The organism is bacterium (assembly GCA_022616075.1).
Taxonomy (GTDB): domain Bacteria; phylum Acidobacteriota; class HRBIN11; order JAKEFK01; family JAKEFK01; genus JAKEFK01.
This window is the reverse complement of record JAKEFK010000390.1, coordinates 1-19,264: the sequence shown is the minus strand read 5'-3', so window position 1 is coordinate 19,264 and position 19,264 is coordinate 1. Positions and strand designations below refer to the sequence as shown.

Genomic DNA, 19,264 nt, shown 5'->3' with positions numbered 1-19,264 from the left:
GGATCTAGATATCATAGATATACGCTTGATTCACTTTTCCCGCTATCGACTCAAAGATCTCCAACTGGTCCCGGCTGAGCTCGTGTTGCCAGCGAAGATCGAGTCGGATCTGGAACCCTAGACGTTCATAAAAGGAAGGTTCAAGTCCTATGGATTTTTGGGTCCTTTCCGTCGGCTGTTCGCCTTTTTTATTTTGATACTTCAGCACAAGTGAATAAGTTCCGGCATTCCCATTCACCGGATGATGTTCGTGTTTCCAGTATTTCAACATTTCTGGATGATAAGAAAGGTTCAGCGATTGGCAGAGATGTCTGATCACATCTTCGGGATTTGTTACGAGCTTTTCATAGGAAATCTTTATCCTGCTTTCCTCTGGAAAGGATTCGAAATAACGTTCCATCATCAAAACTTTTTTCGCCCAGTTCCGGGCCGCAACGGCCATGCTGTCGCTAGGATATTTTCGGAGATAGGAATTCACAACGGCTCGGCCGTCCCGGCAAACATAGATCAAGAATGGTTTCATGTTCCGCCAATACCAAAAAGGCCTCAATTGCCGGCGAATCCACGGGATTTTTTTACTGGAGTCTACCAGGAGATCCGCATCAGTCCAATCAAACAGATGCTTATAAATATTGCAACGGAAACTACCAAGGTAGGTGTATAAAGAGAACAATTTTCTATTTTTTCCGTCCCCCCACCTAAAGTATTTTTGTATCAATTCTAAAGATGCCTGTTTATACCAGAATGGACATTTCGTTCCGCACAAACTGCAGATTCCAGAAGGGTCTTTGAGTTTCTCAGGAAAATACCAAAATTCACCAAGAGAGAAAGCACGGGGATGGCTGCTTAAAATGAGATCCAGTAGCGTCGATCCAGAATGACCGATTCCCATAACGAAGGCAACTTTGCGATGGTGCACTTAAAGCGCCTCAAAACTTTGAGTTTTCATTGGCTTATCGCCTGATCTTCGAAGTTGTTCGTACAACCTTCCCAGACCAGCGAGCCGCCATACTATATGCTCATAAAGGTAGCTGCGATAGTAAGGGTATCTGGAACGATCACGGAAGAGAAAACCACCGGCAGCTTGAGCACAGCAAAGGAGCAATATTTTGAGACCCTTGAGTATCACAACCGGCAGAACATCGCCAGGAGCGCCCTTCATTTCCAGATAGCGCGAACGACCCTTTCCAATTGCGGATCGAATTTCCCAGGATAAAGTCATTTTTTCCGGACGGACCAGATGATATACGAACAACTCCGGGGTGTAATAAGTTTTTGCTTCCGGCATCCGGTTTCGAATTCGCCGCTGCAGCTCTCCGTCCTCCCCATAAGCGACCGTCTTTCCTGTCATACCAAGGCTTGTGTTAAACCCATTGAATTTTGCCAGAAGATCACGCCGAAAAAACATATTTGGACCTCGCAGGAACTTACGACCATTTAACAGTACTGATTCAGTGGACAGCTCAGAAGAGGCATAACTGTCCTTAAACCATAGTGGCTTCGCTGAATTATAAAATGCATAGTAAGGTCCGCCAAACATTTCGGGATTTTGTTTGCGGATGATCTCTTTCGCTACGGCCAGCCATTCCCGTGGAAGCTTGCAGTCATCATCCGTATACGCTACATATTCTCCGCGAGCTTCTTGCCATCCCCGATTGCGGGCATGAGATAGTCCTTGACTTACTTCGACAAAATAGCGCACGTTCGAATAGGTGCGCATTGTTCTTTTGACAACTTCTGCAGTTGCGTCTGTGGAGTTGTTATCAATCACAAGGATTTCGTACTCATCTTGAGGGAGGCTTTGATTGCATGCAGTCTCCAATACAGTCGCTAATAGTTCAGCCCTGTTGAATGTGCAAATTGCTACGGAGATTATCGGCAATACCATGTCACCTCGCCGACCTTGCACGCCACAGAAGCCAGGGAATAGCGAGTCGCGCGCTGACTGCTCTTAATCCTTCCGCAGGAACGGAAAGTAGATTGCTGAACTGGCCTTTTAACACGGCTCCACCGCTCTTTCTTAAAACAGTGAGAAGATCGCGGGAAAGCAATCGGATTTCATATCCCAGAAATCTGAACCAGTCACCGGTTTTTTCGGGACGAAAATGTTTCAGACAAAGATACAAGCGAACCAGCTGTGGGCCATGGAAGAAATGCCTACCCTTCAAATGAACGCCGGTGTAATGATGTTCCGATATTGCTCGGGGCTCAAATGAGATTTTAAAACCATTCTTCCGTAAGCGTACCTGCAAGTCTATTTCTGCCATCACGTTGAAAAAAGGATCGTAGCCTCCAACACTCACAACGCTCTTCTTTCGAAAGGCCAGGTTCATATTTCCGAAGAATTCGGCATCTTTGGGATCTTCGACAAAAACGAGCCTTCCATTCCGGCTCAGCTTGGATCTTCCCTTATAGCGCTTGGCATCGCCATAACCATCCTTATCAGGAAATCCAATGTTAATCACCTGCCCACCTAACAAATGTACATCCGGCTCCTGATTGAAGCGTTCCACAAAACAGCTCAACCAATCGCTAGCCGGAACGCAATCGTCGTCACAAAACGCTATAATTTCTCCCTGCGCCGATTCCACACCTCTGCGCCGGCAGTAACCGATCCCAAACCGGGAAGGACTGAAAACACGTTTCGCGCCATACTGCTCTATAACGCTCGTAGTATTATCTTTTGAGTCATTATCCACCACCAGAATCTCATAGTTGGGATAATCCAATTTTTGCAAGGCTCGCAACGCCCTCTCCAATGAATCGGCACGGTTGCGAGTTACCACAATTACGGACGCTCTGGGATTATCCTTTTTGATACCATTCTGCAAGCTGGATGTCTCCGGTGTAGTACTCATACTTTGTGTGCTACAAGATAATATCCACTGGTGATGATTTCCGTTTCGCTGGATTTGCGTTTGATATCCCCGTATTGTCTGGTAACCAGCACGTCCAGGATGGAAACAAATCGCGCCAGAAGAAGACAAGAATAAGAGATAAGCTTAGAGCCACGGAAGTCAGATTGATACGCCATCCTTTGAAAAAGGACACCAATTCCTTCAAACGGATTTGTTTCAGGCCTAATTTCAATCTCTCCCCATTTCCGGAAGAGATGCGCCAGGCCATATTTTGTAAAACGATAAAAATCCAAAGGTGCTTCATGAATCGGAAAGACAAACCTTGTTGTCAGAATAACTTTACCCCCCGGCCGCAGGACTCTCTCGATCTCATCAATCACTTGTTGGGGGTCGTGAACATGCTCCAGCATCTCGGTTGTTAGAATCATGGAGAATGAGGAAGAAGAAAAAGGGAGATGATGCGCGTCTCCAACAATATTCACTCCTTCCTGCATAGAATGATCCAGTCCTATCCGATTAGGAAAATAGCGTGAATAGCGTGAGTCGCCACAACCCAAATCCAGCACACACTCGTTCGTTCTATGATCTGACATAAAGGAATCGAGATGACTGCGCACAATCTTGCGCCTCAGCCGACGCTTTAAACTTTTCACAGGGTTTAACATTTTCAATCGTCTAAGTGAATTTCTTGCTTGTTAGGAACAGCCATTCGATTCTTTCGGCTTTCCCTTCGTCAATCAAGTTCAACACCCGCTGCGTGTCGGCCTGGCTGTTCAGAAAGTGTGATACAACGGGTGCCAGACGTTTTTGAACAATCGATTGAAATTCATGCGTATCCTTGAACAATCTCATGATTTTGGGTTTTTTTCCCGGATCTGTGAAATCATTCAGCTGGATGAGCAGATCAGCATCTGCAAGGACTGAGACTGCATCCTCCGTAAAGATCTCCAACTCAGAGCTATCCGAATTGAAAAACAACAAAGATCTCCCTGTGAGTTCTTCATTCATCAACATGTGGGAATCATACCTTTCAGGATGGAGAAATACGCGGTCGGCCACCTGATTGGAGTTTGCATTCGCGCGAGCAAATTCCAGAGCAACCGTATTCAGTTCATATCCAAAAATTCTCGCATTTGGAATGAGTCGCGCAAATCCGGTTGTGTAGTAACCATCTCGGCTTCCGATGATTATGATCTTCTCATAATTGTTATCCAAGAAATGCCAGATCAGTTCGTGCAAAGCTTCTTCGTAACAACCGATCAGTTTAGCAAATAGTTTGGAACGGCGCGTTCGCGTGGTGAAGAACTTCATCCCCCGGAAAGGACCAAGCTGGACTGTCCTTTTTTGATACAACCGGAGTCCCACCATCCCGAAATCCCTCCAGATCGAAACCGCTCGCGGCGTCAGTTTTGAAAAGCGGCCTTTTCTTATATCTTTTTTCTTTCGCTTCAATAAAAAGGAGTCCCTCCAGGATTGATTCCAGCGGTGAATTGCATATGTATCGGCAGTTAAGCAATCTTCAGAAAATTCTTCGTTCCATTTGTACGGATAGAAGAAATCGGCCCTGAAGAGGGAAACTCCATCCAGATCCTGGTTACCATAGAATGCCAATCCTTTCTTCTTCAAGAGGGTTGTGATCAGGCCTGGAGCGGACAGGTGTGCCGGCTCTTCCCCAGTGAAATTAGCAAGCAGGTAAGCCTTGCATTCCCCAACAAAGGGGTCTTTGGGTAGTGCTCCGAAAACAGCGTTGTTGACGACCAGTCGTTTTTCTTCAGACTTGCTTTCAAAGCCAAGGAAGCATTTCTTGTCCAGGAAATCGTCAAATCTCTTCAGCACTTCGACATCCGTGTCGAGATAGATTCCTCCATGAAGAAAAATTGCGTGCAGTCTTGCAAAATTGGACATGTTTGCCCAGTGCCGGTGTAACTTTGCTGTTCGCATGTAGGGAATGTCCATTGGACTATTGCTTTCATCCCATAACTTAAACTCAAAATCAGGCATCACCTCCTTCCACCCCTCGATATAACGAGCCTGATCGGGAGGGATACTTGAATTTCCAAACCAGCAATAGTGAATAATTTTCGGAATCATTGGATGAAAAGGTACGGTCGTGTTAGGTGAAAACCAGGAGCGTCGGGAAAGTTGCGGCGGGCACCAGGCTGTCTTAAGTCGATCAAAACCTGGTGTTCGAAGCTTTGGTTTGCGAGAAAAGTGGTCGAAACTTCGTCGTGCTCACTTCAAGTATCGCAACAACCCCGATACTCAGACGCGGATCCACGACCTATATCAAAATGTATAACTCAATAAAGCTCCGCTCTCTCAGTTACATACAGAATTGGTCATATCCGGTACGCCAACTCTACTTAAAATCAATCTTTATAATACCATACGGTTTTTTGGATTCGGGCATCGAGCCGAATCAGCAATATTGTTCCTGCTATTGTTGTCGTACTAAGAATCTTGTTCTTCCTTGGAGTTTGTAATCACTTCAAACGCCGTCAATGGTAGAATATGAAGTTTTCAAGGAAAGAATTTATCATGTCCGATTGTGCCATTCTGGTTGAAAATATTAGCAAACTTTACCGTATCGGGTTGAAAGAAAAACTACACGATACGTTCGGCTCAGCAGTGCTGTCCTGGATTAAATCTCCTATCTCTAATTTCAAAACCCTTCGTAGTTTGAGTCACTTTCATGACAGAGATTCTGATGACGTCCTTTGGGCGTTGCGAAATGTATCTTTCGACGTTAAACACGGCGAAGTGGTTGGAATCATAGGAAGAAACGGCGCGGGAAAGAGCACTTTACTGAGAATCATCTCCCGGATTACCAGACCAACATCAGGAAGGGCGATTCTGGAAGGCAGGGTTGCAAGCCTCCTTGAAGTGGGTACAGGGTTTCATTTGGAGCTTACAGGACGTGAGAATGTCTATCTGAATGCGACAATCCTCGGAATGGCTAAGAAGGAAGTCGACCGAAAATTTGATGAGATCGTTCAATTTTCCGGGATTGAAAAATTTATTGATACGCCTTTTAAACACTATTCTTCAGGTATGAAGGTCAGATTAGGATTTTCAGTTGCCGCTCATCTTGAGGCGGAAATCTTATTGGTGGATGAGGTCTTAGCAGTTGGTGATCTTGCTTTTCAGAAAAAATGCATCGGGACAATGCAAAGGATTTCATCGGAAGGGCGAACGGTTCTTTTTGTTAGCCATGATATGGCGGCAGTTGAGCGATTGTGTCAGAAGTGCATTTTGCTTGAACAAGGACAGGTGAGTCACACTGGCCCAACCGCAGACGTTATTTCCAGCTACGTTGGCCTGGATAACAAAGCCACGCTTGAGTGGATTCGGAGTGAGCCACCGCCCGATCACTCTTACATTGAACGCGTTACAATGATTGACTATGATGGCGTCCCGTTAACGAGAGTCTCGAGCTCAGACAACGTTGGAGTAGAAATCCAATGTATCGTTCCTAAGTATGATGCCGGGCAGAAGTTGCGCATTGCCGTAGCTGACTCACATGACAGCCCAATATTTGTGACGGCTCCGATTGATCACCAGGTACCCTATCCTGCAGATCCCGGACTCTATCGTTACCGAGTATTTTTTCCAAAGGCGATTTTCATGCCCAGAAGGTATGTAATCTCGGTCTCTCTATGGTCTTCCCGAGTATGGTCGGATGTTGTTTCCCGAGCTCTGATTGTCGATATAGAGGCGGGTGCTTCCATTACCAATGTGGAAGGGAAAGCTCGAAGGGGATTGGTGCAACTGTTGTGTCAATGGGAATGTTCGTCGGATAAATTTGTAGAAATGAATTAGGAACATGAATGAGCGAATGGATGCCGGCCCCATCTTTATAGTGGGCAGCGCTCGTTCCGGAACGACATTGCTCCGACTGATGTTGACTTCTCACCCGGATATCTGCATTCCCCCGGAGAGTCCTTTTTTGGTAAGGTTGCGAAAGAAATATTCAAAGTTCAAAGATCTCACATCCGAAATAGATTCGTTTGTAGAAGATCTATTCAGCGAAGTCAAGTTCAATACGGAATGGCAATTAGAAAAGGAATGCGTCCGTGCGAATCTTAGAAAGATATCGCCTCTCAATTATCATGCAGCAGCTTCAACAGTCTATTGGACGTACCTTGATACGTTTTTCCCAAATGCGCGAATTTGGGGTGACAAAAATCCTGCTTATTTGCGTCATATTGATACTATTTTGGAAGACTTTCCCACAGCGAAGTTCATTCATATCATCCGCGATATTCGATCGATTTATGCATCTCTTGTCGCGATTCACGAGGATGAGGTATCACGACCTTATTGGAGCAAAATGCATTCACCCCTTCCCTTTGCAACTCAGCAATGGCACCTCGCATACGAAGTATTCGAAAAAACGAAAGCCAATCCTCATGTTTATACTCTTTTTTACGAGCGACTCGTGTCCGATCCGGAACAAGTGTTGAATGCGTTATGTCGCTGGCTTGGTATCGCTTTTCATGAATCGATGCTTGAGTTCTATCGGTTCAACAAGGAAAAACAACTCGTTGCCGATTTCGTTTTGAAATGGGAACAGAAAACTCTGGAGGCAGTCGACGAAAGTCGCGTGAACAACTGGAGAAATGAATTAGATGCTGCCCAAATTCACGCTATCGAAACGCTCAACAGACAAAGAATGCTGGAGATGGGCTATAAGCCCGTGACACGGCGAGTGAGTCTGAGGGCATTGAGTCAAATATTTTTGGAATACTCACCTATACTAAAAAAGGAATGGAAGAAATATTTTATGCGATATTTATTTCATTCCTGGTGGAAGCCTAAAAGATGATCATCCAATGTTCTTCGATGCATCATTTTGTTAATTGTGATCTAAAGCCACAGTCACGATCCGGGTGCTGTTGACTGGGAAAGGAGCAATCGGTATATCGATGGGGTTACTCAGTAGTCTTGTAAGGCGTTACGATACGAAAGCTGTTCTGAAGAGAATAGATATGAATGAGTTTATGAAACTAAGATCGAAACACCGGGGTACTCTGTTTGAGAAGAGCAAACACTGGAATATTACAGAACGAATGGAAATTGCAGTTAGTCACGCGCGAATACTCGGATTGCACAGAGCGTCCCCTAAACGTGTTTTAGATCTTGGAGCTGGTTGCGGTTATTTCGCTTACGTCTGTAATTATTATGGTCATGAGGCAACAGGAGTCGACGTTCAACGTACCTATGTACCATGATATTAGATCTCTTCTTGGCGTCAATTTTTACGAATACCGGATACAGGCAAATGAGCCTTTGCCGGATTTTGGTTTCTGAATTATGACCTAGTAACCGGACTTCTCGTTTTTTTTACCAACCCTAAGAAGGAAAGTATGTGGGGAGTGGATGAATGGTTTTTCTTTTCTCGAGATTTAGCAAAGAATCATTTAACAGAAGGCGGAAGCGCAGTAAAAAACAAATATGATATGTATTACGATGAAAAACTTCGGAATTTCTTCGTTACCCATGGTGCAGAGGTCCACAAATCAAAAATCCATTTGCAAACCTGTCGGCTTTCAAGTCAATGAGTCTTCTGAAACATAGGAATGAATGAAACACCCCATCGTAGACTTTTTGGGTATTGGCGTACAAAGGGCCGGCACCACCTGGCTTTGGAGGAAACTACGACAGCATCCCGCGATCTGGATGCCGCCAATTAAAGAGCTCCACTACTTCAGTCGCGCGACAACATATCCGTCTCCTAGCCATCTCTCGGAGAAGTATCTTAGAGACCGTCTATTTGGAAAAGAGATTTATCACAAGCATTTCCGGACATTGATGTGGGGACATATCGGCAGGTCGATCAAGCGGCACAGCGTGCGGAGGTTGCGGTGGATGAGCCGATACTATTTCGGCACCTACGACGATAACTGGTATCGCTCCCTCTTTAAAGAGGGGGAAGGCCTAGTCAAGGGAGAGATCACGCCATCTTACTCCATTCTTCAGGCCGAAGATGTCGCACACATCAAGATGCTGTTCCCATCCCTGAAGATCATCCTCCTGTTGCGGAACCCCATTGACCGTGCCTGGTCTCAGATTCGCTTCGACTGGACGCGCGAACGCTTTCGGGACATCGACGACCTGGATCAGATCAAAGCCTTTATTGACAGCCCCAAACAGTCTCTCCGCGGCGACTACGTTCGAATGATCGACGTCTGGTCTTCCGTCTTTTCCGAAGCGCAATTGTTTATCGGGTTCTATGATGAGCTTGTCGGGAATCCGCAGAAGCTCTTGTCTGACGTGTTCGATTTTCTGGGTGTTCAGCCGATAACGACTCCCGAGAGAAAGTTGAGCGAGAAGGTCAACTTCTCAGAGTCGATCGAGGTGCCGATGGAGATCAGGGGCTTATCTGTCGGAAAAGTACCATCCGGAGATCAAGAAGCTCAGTGAACTTGTTGGAAGATACGCGATCGATTGGCTCAGAGAGGCTGAACGTTGGCTTGGTTCAATGAGCAGTGATCCAAGGTAACATTCGACAACTTCTGACTTCTGTTGTGGCATTCAGCGACCTATTGAGAGTCTTGTTCCATTCATGCCACGCCATGATGAAGATTGAACCATGAAACAGACAAAACTTTGTTTGAGTGTAGCCGGTATTGTTCTTCTTTTTACAATTTGTTCGGTGCTTTTTGTGAACGGATACCGCTTCGGATCAGGTGATCACGCGACCGTTATCCCCTTCGTAAAGGACATTGCGCATCCGGAGTTGTATCCTAACGATCTTCATGTTGAGCAGCGCACATACTACTACACGTTTTTATGGTACGGAGTTGCCTGGCTCTGGAAAGCAGTGAGAATGCAACTTTCCAGCCTCTTTTTCGGTTTGTACTTCGTCAATCTGTTTTTGATTTTTCTCGCCACTTATTTGATTGCGCATGCATTATTTCAACGACATGATGTGGCTTGTCTGAGCTTATTTCTGTTGCTTTTTTACCGTGGGTATTTAGCAGATACTCCAGTTCTGGAGAATATTCTTATAACGCGGACCGCTTGTACCGCTGTGGTCCTTTTTGCGTTTTATGCATTCCTACGGAAACGATATTTGATTACGGCCTGTCTGCTTGGCATTGCTTTTAATGTCCATCCGCTGACTGCCTGTTACGCGCTGTTCATGATTGCTGCGGCCACGATTGCTCTCTTTTCGGATATCCGCTACGCAACGCTGTTCAAGAGCATTCTGGTTTTCCTCTGTGTTTCTTCGCCCGTAATCGTCTGGAAGATCCTGTATTCACCCGAATCTTCCAGATTGTTCTATGCTGATCCGCGGTGGCTTACTGTTCTCCGGCTTCGTGTTCCGAACCATCATTTTCCGTTTTCATGGAATTCACTTTTGTTTTTACAAGCCGCATCCAGACTCGTAGTATTCCCGATTTGCTGGAAGCACAAACCAGAAAACACGCAGCATCGCGCCGTTGTGGCATTTACTGCAGCCACTGTGTTGATGATGGCAGCGGGAACGATTTTCGTGGAATTGTTTCCGGTCTCTATTATCGTGCAGCTTCAACTTTTCAGAAGTTTTTCCTTGCTCGTCTTTTTCATCCTTATGTACTACGCGAACTTTTTCGTGAAAACAATGGTGCAATCCAATTCCACTCTCGAGAAAATCGGAGCCGCTTTACTCTCAGCCGCGCTCTTTTTCGTGTTCACTCCGTTTCTTAGAACCTTTACTTTTCTTGCAATCATTTTTTTGACGCTGGCCTATCTGGTGTATGAACAAATGAGAAACAGACCGCCTCAAACTGCTTTCACAACCGTTGCAATCCTGCTGATTACAATTGTTTTTAGCGTTCCGGCGTTTAAGACGCTGGACTCCAGTTTCTCGATTGAAAACGGGGACAGCCCGAAAATCAAGGTCCAGCAGTGGCTCAAAGAACAAACGGAAACCGATGACCTCCTGATCGTGCCACCTCAGATATGGGGACTTCGAATTGAATCGGAACGACCGGTGTACGCAGACTGGAAGGATGGATACCTTTCGCAGTTGAATCCCGATTATGGATATGAATGGTTGAGACGCATGAAAATTCTTCAATACGATGACAAAACTCAAAAGGAAAAAGGCTTCAAAAGTCTACACGAGAATGACTTCCGCAACATAGCGCGGGAAATGGGACAGGAGGCTTACGTCGTGGCATATTCTGATTCCAGTTTGAATTTCCCCCTGGTTTATGAAAACAAAGGTTTTCGCGTTTACAAGGTAACGCAATGAACAACGCTTCTAAATCCCGTTTATCAGTTCTTGATGTGGGTCTGATATTAAGTATTTCTATTGGTTTTTGGGATGTTCTTTTTTTGTTGGAGCGAGGAAGTCGAACAGGTCAAGTGGTGGCGAGCTTTATTGTTCCTCTGGCTTTAACCACGGCCTTTGTGTTTTTTACTTATGTGTTTGCTTACTATGGTCCAGGACAGATACTCGTACGAATCCTCAAATTGTCAGCGGACGGTGTAAAAGCCTCTTTGGCTATCTTCGTTGGCCCCGTGGCACTGCTGGTTTCATTGCGTTTATCAATTCCCGGTTCTCTCGGTCTCGATCCGTTTCAACTCAGTCTTCCCGTTCTGATTATTGTGATCGCTTCCGTTGCCACGTATTTCGCATCTGAATCCTTTTCGCAAAGGCCAAAGCATCCGCTCAGAATTAGAATCTTTGCTATTACATTCCCATTCTTGATGGCAGAAACGGTTCTTGCAGGTTTATTCATAGAAGGGCGAATGTTTTTTCCGATCGGCTTTCTTTTTTTCTGTTTAACTCTATGGATCTTTCATCGATTGTCCGAAACAAGGTTTCCTCAGTGGTGTCTTTATTTTCTAGCGGCACTCATTTTTATCGTGCCTCTCATAATACGCTTCCAAGGCGATTCTGGGTCTGAAAAAGCTGCGAGGAATGATTCAGTGAAGCACAAAATCCAGCGCATCATTCTGATTACCGTGGACACACTCAGAGCAGATGCTGTGTCCGCTTATAACAACAGGACCCGGGCAACACCGAACATTGACAGGCTGGCGGAAGATGGAATGTTGTTTCAGAATGCGATTTCAGAAGCACCCTGGACTCTTCCCGCTGTCAGTTCCATTATGACAGGAGTTTCCCCGCTGGTTCATCTAACTACTGAAGTAAACTCTCAGTTTCCATCTGGACTTCCAACGTTACCTGAGTACTTGAAAAAGGCTGGCTTCAAGACTGCTGCTATCGGACGGAATCCACATCTCGTCACCAATCACTTCCGGGGATTTCAGTTTTACAATTTTTTCCCAAAATCAAGAATCAGTGGCGTCGGAGGGTATGTATTGCATCGCTTTTTTCCCAAATCCCAACGAACCGACGTCTCAACATCCGAGCTAACTAAAATGGCAAGCGCGTTGATTTCAAATAACCGGAAACAGGATTTTTTTTTGTGGTTGCATTACTTCGATCCACATCTGCCGTATTCTCCGCCGGAGCGTTTCCTTTTGTCGAAGAGCCCTTCATCCCGGATCGGGAAAAAGTGCCAGACGTCGGTTATCAGGGGAACGCGGTCCGGTTTCTTCGTCCCGACAAAAAGCGAAAGAGATTGGATTAAAGAACTCTACTTAGCCGAGGTCCAATATGTTGATGATGAAGTGGGAAAACTAATCAATTTTCTAAAAGAAAATCAACTGTACGAAGAATCCTTAATCCTGCTCACGAGCGATCATGGTGAAGAGTTTTGGGAACATGGCAGTTTTGAGCATGGTCACACGGTTTATAACGAGGTGCTTCAGGTTCCGCTTGTGATTAAGCTGCCCGGTTCTCTTCACAAGAGTAGAATCGATCAGCTGGTCGCCCCCTCGGCCGTGGTCCCAACCATATTGGAACTTTGCAATATAAGCTCTGCGCCGAATTCTTTCTCTTCGACGTCGCTTGCGTCTCTTTGGAATCCAGATCTGCTTCCTATTAATCCCGGCCCTGTTGTAAGTGCGGGGCTTTTGTATTACGAGGAGAAGAGGTCTCTACAATTAGGCGGTATTAAGTATATTCAAACTCCTGTTGCGAATCGCGAGGAACTCTACGATCTGGTAAAGGATCCGGCTGAACAGTTTTCAATCGCTAGGAGTGAGTCCGAAAAACTAAGGGAAGCACGAAGCCTTTTCGAACAGAACCAGAATGCTGCGCGAAAATTGCAGTCTCGGTACAAAATTATGGGACCGATGGAAAGAGAATTAGCGCCGGGGGACCTGGAAATGCTTCGATCTCTCGGATACGTGCAATAACGCCTGAAGGACTACTCCGCGTGGCAAGTTAGTCCTCTGTTTCAGTTTCTTCCGTTTGCTTCTTCTTGTTCTTCTTGTTCTCCTTTTCTTCTTCCTTTTTGTTTATACGCGCGCCCGGTATAGAGGGCGTCTGTTTAAGCCAATTTTCCATTGCTCTGCCTAGTTGTGACAGGGCCGGGGGGCCAAGTCCTCGTTTTACCAAATCCTTCAGTTCAAATGGATCTTCTTTCAGGTTATATAGGTGCTCCTTTCCACTAGAAGCGATTACGTATTTCCATGATTCTTTTCTGATCATTTTCCATCTGGAGGATTCACTGAAAATTTCTGTACGCATAGGATTTCTGTTCGTTAGGGAAGGAATCATGCTGACGCCTTCAAGGTTCTTTGGTGGTTGTCCGCCGGCGATTTCCACTAAAGTCGGAAGCAAATCAACGCTGGAAATTGGATGTGAGATTTTGCTGCCACTTTTTATGTGGTTTGGCCACCGGGCGACCGCCGGAACACGCGCTGATCCTTCAAACCAGGTGTTTTTGCTATCAACGCCATGGCTGTCAAACATGTAGCCGTTGTCGCTCGCCATCAAAACAAAGGTTTGATCCGTTAGCGCGAGTTGTTGGATTTTTAATAAAACTCGTCCAACTTCAGCATCCATCATCGTGATCGTGGCGTAATATTTTTTCCAGATTTCCGGCTCAAATTTGAACGGGTGAGGCCAGCCTGGCGGAGGTTTCAGCTTTGCAGGGTCGTAGGCGTACTTAGGATCGTCAATGTAGGGTGTATGGGGTGCTGTCGTTGCCAGCCAAAGAAACCAGGGCTGTGATTTGTTTGACTCAATAAAGTTAATTGCGGCATCAGCAAAGATCGTCGTGATATAGCCTGGTACTTTTTCTCTTTGGACATAAACAAGGTCGGGTTTTTTGTGGGGCGAGGACCCTCCCGGTAGAAAAACCGGACAAGTCTGAAAACCCCATTTGCGCGGATCACCACCAATGTGGGCTTTACCAACGAACCCTGTTTTATAACCTGCTTCATTTAGATAATGGGCAACAGTTTTTGATCCCTTGGGGAGATCAGCGCCTCCCTTTTCGTTCGTATAAATACCCGTCTGGTGCGGATAAAGTCCGGTCAAAAAGGTCGCTCTACTGGGACAGCAAAGCGGTTGAGCGACGTAGAAGGCGTCGAGTCTGGCTCCCTGCGCAGCCAGCTTGTCCAGATTCGGCGTTCGTATGACGTCATTGCCATAACACCCCAGAGTGTCCCAGCGTTGATCATCGGTCAAAATGAATAAAATATTCGGCTTCCTCGCCTCCGCTGCCGAAAGGATCGAACCTAAGAACAGAAATAGAAAAATTAGGTGACATACCTTCCAATTACACTTCATAAGATTCTTATAATACGCTCAGGCCAGAAAAAAATCAGCGTTGCGACTCTACTAATATCGTAGAGTACCGGTTGATTCGAATTTATACGTTGGTGTAAACTCATCAGTCTTGTTCGGCCGAAAGTAACCATGAACATACTCGGGATCTGTCACGATGTTTTCATTTGCTCTGCTGCTATTGTGGGCAATGGCAGGGTGGTCTGCGCGATTCCGGAAGAGCGGCTGGATCGAAAGAAACAGAGCAAAGTGTTTCCTACACTGGCTATCCAGCGATGTTTGCAGTTTGCAGGAATGACAATGAACGACATTGATGAGATAGCCGTGGCTTGGAACCCGGGCATCGAGCTGGAAACGATTCTGCCGGGATACATTACCGCCCGCAGATGGCGAACCGAGCATCTGATGCAGGTTCCCGCGAGATTTATGCAACTGATGGGAACACCCGCGGCAAACGAGCTGACGATCACTGGAGCTGCGCAAAACTGTCCTCCGATCACTTTCATCAACCATTACGATGCGCATATAGGCAACGCGTTCTTTTTAAGCCCTTATGAAAACGCAGCGATTCTTGTTCTGGATGGCCGCGCAGAACGGGACACCGGATTGCTCGCTGCAGGCAGGGGAACGGAAATTGAGAAATTTTCCGACATGCGATTCCCGCATTCGCTTGGACTTTTCTACGGCGCTGTAACACAATTTCTTGGTTTCCAACCGGATTCAGATGAATGGAAAGTCATGGCTTTAGCATCCTATGCCAGCGGTGATAACGAGTATCATTCGCCCATGAGCGAGCTCATTCGAATTTTGGATGACGGCACATTTGAAATGTCGCTGGATTATTTTGAATACCATAACTTTTTTGATCGCAGGATGTATTCCGATAAGTTTGTGCGTCAATTCGGGGCACCCAGAATGAAGGAAGAACCGATTACGGAACGGCATGAAAGAATTGCGGCGGCCATGCAGCGTGTTTTTGAAGAGTCGGTCACAAGGATACTACTCGCGCTTCATAAGCGCACGCGAATGAACAAGCTCGTAGCCACAGGCGGTTGCTTTATGAATTGTGTATACAACGGAAAGATCGCATCTGTCACTCCTTTCACCGAAAGTTTTATCACGAGTTGTCCCGATGATTCCGGAACTGCTGTTGGAGCAGGTCTATGGTTGCATGCACAAAGGACAAAGAGCCGCCCTATCGAGGAAATGAAGGATAACTTCTGGGGACCTGAATGGTCCGATGCAAGTTGTTTGGATATTGCGCACAGGTTCAAGATTTCAGCAGCAGAAGTCGTACAGGATCCGGCGAAGCGAGCTGCAAGAGACCTGGTGGACGGAAAAATCATCGGCTGGTTTCAAGGACGAATGGAGTTCGGTCAGCGCGCGCTTGGAAATCGATCGATTTTACTTGATCCTCGCCGCAAGGATGGCCGGCAAGTTGTGAACGCCGCGATCAAGTTCCGCGAAGCTTTTCGACCTTTTGCACCGGCAATTCTGGAAGAAAAAGTGTACGACTGGTTTGAATGTTCTCCCGGCACTAAAGTGCCTTTCATGGAACGCGCATTGATGTTTCGGCCTGAGAAACGGGAACTCGTTCCTGCCGTGGTTCATGTGGATGGATCAGGCCGATTACAATCAGTTGATCGTGATTCAGCGCCGCGATACTATGCCCTTATACAGGAATTTGAGCGGTTGACAGGTGTTCCCATTGTACTGAATACAAGCTTTAATTTGAATGGCGAACCAATTGTTTGCTCTCCGGAAGATGCTCTTCGCACATTCTTTACCTGTGCCCTTGAGGTCCTTTACCTTGGAAACGTGCGCATTACCAAGACCGCCAGTAACCCTGCCTCATGATAAAAAAGGGCATCATCCTGGCCCTGTCCGTTGGGCTGATCGATGCGCACCTTGGCTTGCCTGATAGTCGCAACGTTTTCGGCCTGAATACATTCTTGCCGATCGTCACAACATCAATTTTTGTTTTCCTGATCTACATGGTTTCTTATTACACACTTGGCCTGATCTTCATCAGATTTATTAATTTGAAAGCCGAAGCTGTTTCTGTTTCCCTGGCTTTATTGCTGGGCCCGGCGCTTTTACTTGCTTCGTTGCGTCTGTCAATTCCAGGTTCGCTGGGACTCAATTCGTTCCAACTGATCGTTCCTATCCTTATTGTGCTGGTCGGCTCCATAGCCGTTTATTTCGCGTCTCAAAGAATTCTACAGAACGACGTAAATCGTAATCGCGCAAGAGTTTTTGCAATCGTTGTTCCACTGGTGCTGATGGAGTTGCTTGTAATGAGGTTGGTGATGAAAGCGGAACAATTGGGTCGATCACCTCTTATTCTTGCCGCTTCTTTGATCATACTCTTGACTCTTGGCGTGCTTTACCGGTTCCGCGAAACGAAGTTGCCTGAACGCTCCTTGTACTGTTTTACAGCAATGATTTTCGCTGGTTTCTTTCTCTCCTTATTGCTGGTCCGCGAACCGAAAAGAAAAAGTGTTCCAGAGCAACACGCAAATCAGAAGATCAAACAAATCGTGCTGATCACGATCGATACTCTTCGAGCGGACGCTGTTTCTGCTAAAAACACACCGAACATCTATCGTCTTGCGGCAGACGGCGTTCTTTTTGAAAATGGATTTTCGGAATCTCCCTGGACTCTTCCAGCAATTACATCCATCATGACAGGTGTTTCTCCTTTGGTGCATCGCGCTGTCCAGGTGGATTCACAGGTGCCTCCTGAACTCCCCACACTTGCCGAATTTATGAGCAGGGCAGGATTTTATACTTCAGCAATCGGCAGAAATCTAAATCTGGTTGAGAAACTTTCACGTGGGTTTGTGACTTATGATTTCTTTCCCAGGACAAGGATCGAGGGTCTGGGAGGATTCTTGCTAAATACTTTGCTTTCTCAGTCCGGAAGTACCGACGCTTCCACTTCGGACTTGACAAGACTGGCGGAAAGGTGGATGAACGAGAACAGTAACAAACACTTTTTTTTCTGGCTTCACTACTTTGATCCTCATATGCCTTATGCTCCTCCCGCGCGGTTTCAACCACCGGAAGCCGCTCCCAGAAGGATTGGGAAAAAATTTCAAAATTCATTCATACAAAATATCCGGTTAGGCTTTTTCGTGCCGGACAAGAATGAGCGCCTTTGGATCAAGGAACTGTATTTAGGCGAAGTTCGTTACGTTGATGAACAGATTGGTCAGCTGATGAATACGATGAAACTAAAAGGCGTGTACGACCAGTCTTTGATTATCCTAACCAGCGATCACGGAGAAGAATTTTGGGAGCATGATAGTTTTGCCCACGCGCATACTCTGTACAATGAGCTTCTAAGAGTTCCTCTCGTAGTTAAAATGCCCGGATCACCTTTCAAGGGGAAGATTACGCAAAGTGTAGCAACTACAGCGCTGCTTCCCACCATTTTGGAACTTTGCGGAATCAGATTCAACCCGGATCTCTTTTCTTCCGGTTCTTTTTCGAAATTGCTGGCATCGGCCGGTTCCGTTCCGGAAGAACCGGTTGTTGGCGGGGGATTGCTGTTTTATGGTGATAAAGTATCGGTCCAGTATGCGGGGACGAAGTATGTCAGGGACCTCATCACGGATCGTGAGGAACTCTTTGATTTGGTGGTTGATCCTCAAGAACAGATTCCGGTTGATACTGATTCTTCTGAACAGCTGCAGGCAGGGCGCAATCTATTTGAGGAGAATTTGAAATCAGCTGCTCGCCTGCAAGCGCGGCATCGTATCAGCATTCCTCAAAAGAAAAAGCTGGATCAGGAAACCGAGGAAATGCTTCGTTCCTTAGGGTATATACAATAGCACTATGATAGGATTCAGCGCATGACAAATGGTCATGGCTTTCGTTTCTCTCCGCTTCTCATCGGCATGAGTTTAAGTATTTCTGTCGGTTTTTGGGATGTCCTTCTCTCGTTGAATCGAACTGGTCAAAAAAATCCTGAGACTTCTATTTTTCTTACACCGCTTGCGCTGACAACGGGTGTTGTTTTCGCTGTCTATATGATCTCGTATTACAGCATCGGACAGATCCTCATACGAGTTTTCAAGCTGCAGAGAGTGGCATTAGCTGTTTCTCTCGCATTTTTGGTCGGTTTTGGTTTCCTTGTGATGTCCTTATGGTTATCGATCACTGCTTATATAGAACCAAAACTGTTTCAACTCAGTCTTTCATATCTCTTGATTCTTATCGCTTCCATTTCGGTCTACTTCACCGTTGAACACTTTCTAAAGAGGTCCGAGCCGATGCCGGCAATCGCAGCTTTTGCCATTGCCTTTCCTTTTCTGATGGGAGAGATTTTTCTTACCGTGACTACGTTAGAAAGACGAATCCAGCTCCCGGTTACCCTTGCGCTACTCTTGTTCACAATCTGGATCTTCCACCGCTTTCGCAAGACCACTTTTCCAGTACGCAGTCTCTATTTTCTAGCAGCGCTGGTCTTCCTATGTCCCATTGTTGTCAGGTTTCAATCTTCCCAAAGGTCTGCTCTAAACAAAAGCCGAAAGACTCATAAAATTAAGCATGTTTTGCTGATTACTGTTGATACGCTGCGTTTCGATGCTATCTCAGCCTACAACAAGAATACTCGGCCTACATCCAACATTGACCAGCTGGCGAAAGACGGGGTTTTGTTCCAGAATGCCGTTTCTGAAGGGCCATGGACTCTTCCTGCTATCAGTTCCATTATGACCGGTGTATCCCCTCTGGTTCATCTTGCAACGGAAGTACGTTCCGC

The 19,264-nt window shown here is 46.1% G+C and carries 15 protein-coding genes; 9 read left to right on the top strand and 6 right to left on the bottom strand.

All coding sequences use genetic code 11. From position 1 onward, the window contains the following. Window positions 1-4: 4 nt before the first annotated feature. The 5 genes from L0156_30020 to L0156_30000 form a co-directional block, all read right to left on the bottom strand. A complete protein-coding gene (locus L0156_30020) occupies window positions 5-523 on the bottom strand; it encodes a sulfotransferase (protein MCI0607240.1) in 519 nt (172 codons plus the stop codon). A gap of 396 nt (window positions 524-919) precedes the next feature. Continuing rightward, on the bottom strand, window positions 920-1,888 hold the full coding sequence (locus tag L0156_30015) for a glycosyltransferase (protein MCI0607239.1): 969 nt from the start codon (window positions 1,886-1,888) through the stop codon (window positions 920-922). A gap of 1 nt (window position 1,889) precedes the next feature. Further along, window positions 1,890-2,858 carry a glycosyltransferase gene (locus L0156_30010; GenBank protein MCI0607238.1) on the bottom strand — a complete coding sequence of 323 codons (969 nt, stop codon included), beginning with the start codon at window positions 2,856-2,858 and terminating at the stop codon, window positions 1,890-1,892. Then, window positions 2,855-3,523: a class I SAM-dependent methyltransferase gene (locus L0156_30005; GenBank protein MCI0607237.1), complete on the bottom strand. Its 669-nt coding sequence runs from the start codon at window positions 3,521-3,523 to the stop codon at window positions 2,855-2,857. The genes L0156_30010 and L0156_30005 overlap by 4 nt, the downstream gene beginning before the upstream one ends. A gap of 10 nt (window positions 3,524-3,533) precedes the next feature. Next, on the bottom strand, window positions 3,534-4,949 hold the full coding sequence (locus L0156_30000; GenBank protein MCI0607236.1) for a hypothetical protein: 1,416 nt from the start codon (window positions 4,947-4,949) through the stop codon (window positions 3,534-3,536). Between the two features lie 447 nt (window positions 4,950-5,396). Here L0156_30000 and L0156_29995 point away from each other — a divergent pair, with 447 nt between their 5' ends. The 6 genes from L0156_29995 to L0156_29970 all read left to right on the top strand — a co-directional run bounded on the left by L0156_29995 (window position 5,397) and on the right by L0156_29970 (window position 13,118). Then, a complete protein-coding gene (locus tag L0156_29995; protein MCI0607235.1) occupies window positions 5,397-6,677 on the top strand; it encodes a polysaccharide ABC transporter ATP-binding protein in 1,281 nt (426 codons plus the stop codon). 4 nt (window positions 6,678-6,681) lie between these two features. Continuing rightward, a complete protein-coding gene (locus L0156_29990; protein ID MCI0607234.1) occupies window positions 6,682-7,683 on the top strand; it encodes a sulfotransferase in 1,002 nt (333 codons plus the stop codon). A 175-nt stretch (window positions 7,684-7,858) separates the two neighbouring features. Continuing rightward, complete coding sequence (locus L0156_29985) at window positions 7,859-8,089, top strand: hypothetical protein (protein MCI0607233.1); 231 nt, start codon at window positions 7,859-7,861, stop codon at window positions 8,087-8,089. Window positions 8,090-8,441: 352 nt separating this feature from the next. Further along, window positions 8,442-9,281: a sulfotransferase gene (locus tag L0156_29980; protein ID MCI0607232.1), complete on the top strand. Its 840-nt coding sequence runs from the start codon at window positions 8,442-8,444 to the stop codon at window positions 9,279-9,281. Window positions 9,282-9,450: 169 nt separating this feature from the next. Continuing rightward, window positions 9,451-11,100, top strand: coding sequence for a glycosyltransferase family 39 protein (locus tag L0156_29975; protein ID MCI0607231.1), 1,650 nt, complete (start codon window positions 9,451-9,453; stop codon window positions 11,098-11,100). Continuing rightward, on the top strand, window positions 11,097-13,118 hold the full coding sequence (locus L0156_29970; GenBank protein MCI0607230.1) for a sulfatase: 2,022 nt from the start codon (window positions 11,097-11,099) through the stop codon (window positions 13,116-13,118). Before L0156_29975 ends, L0156_29970 begins: the two co-directional genes overlap by 4 nt. Window positions 13,119-13,146: 28 nt before the next feature. Here the strand turns inward: L0156_29970 and L0156_29965 are convergent, their stop codons facing one another. After that, window positions 13,147-14,499 carry a sulfatase-like hydrolase/transferase gene (locus tag L0156_29965; GenBank protein ID MCI0607229.1) on the bottom strand — a complete coding sequence of 451 codons (1,353 nt, stop codon included), beginning with the start codon at window positions 14,497-14,499 and terminating at the stop codon, window positions 13,147-13,149. A 129-nt stretch (window positions 14,500-14,628) separates the two neighbouring features. On the opposite strand from L0156_29965, the gene L0156_29960 reads away from it, so the two are divergent. From L0156_29960 to L0156_29950, 3 genes are all read left to right on the top strand, one after another. Beyond that, entirely contained in the window at window positions 14,629-16,353 is a 1,725-nt protein-coding gene (locus L0156_29960; protein MCI0607228.1) for a carbamoyltransferase, read from the top strand. Beyond that, window positions 16,350-18,332 (top strand): sulfatase-like hydrolase/transferase, encoded by a 1,983-nt coding sequence (locus L0156_29955; protein ID MCI0607227.1) that lies wholly within the window; start codon window positions 16,350-16,352, stop codon window positions 18,330-18,332. Before L0156_29960 ends, L0156_29955 begins: the two co-directional genes overlap by 4 nt. A gap of 21 nt (window positions 18,333-18,353) precedes the next feature. After that, on the top strand, window positions 18,354-19,264 hold a 911-nt coding region (locus L0156_29950; GenBank protein ID MCI0607226.1), incomplete at its 3' end, for a sulfatase-like hydrolase/transferase.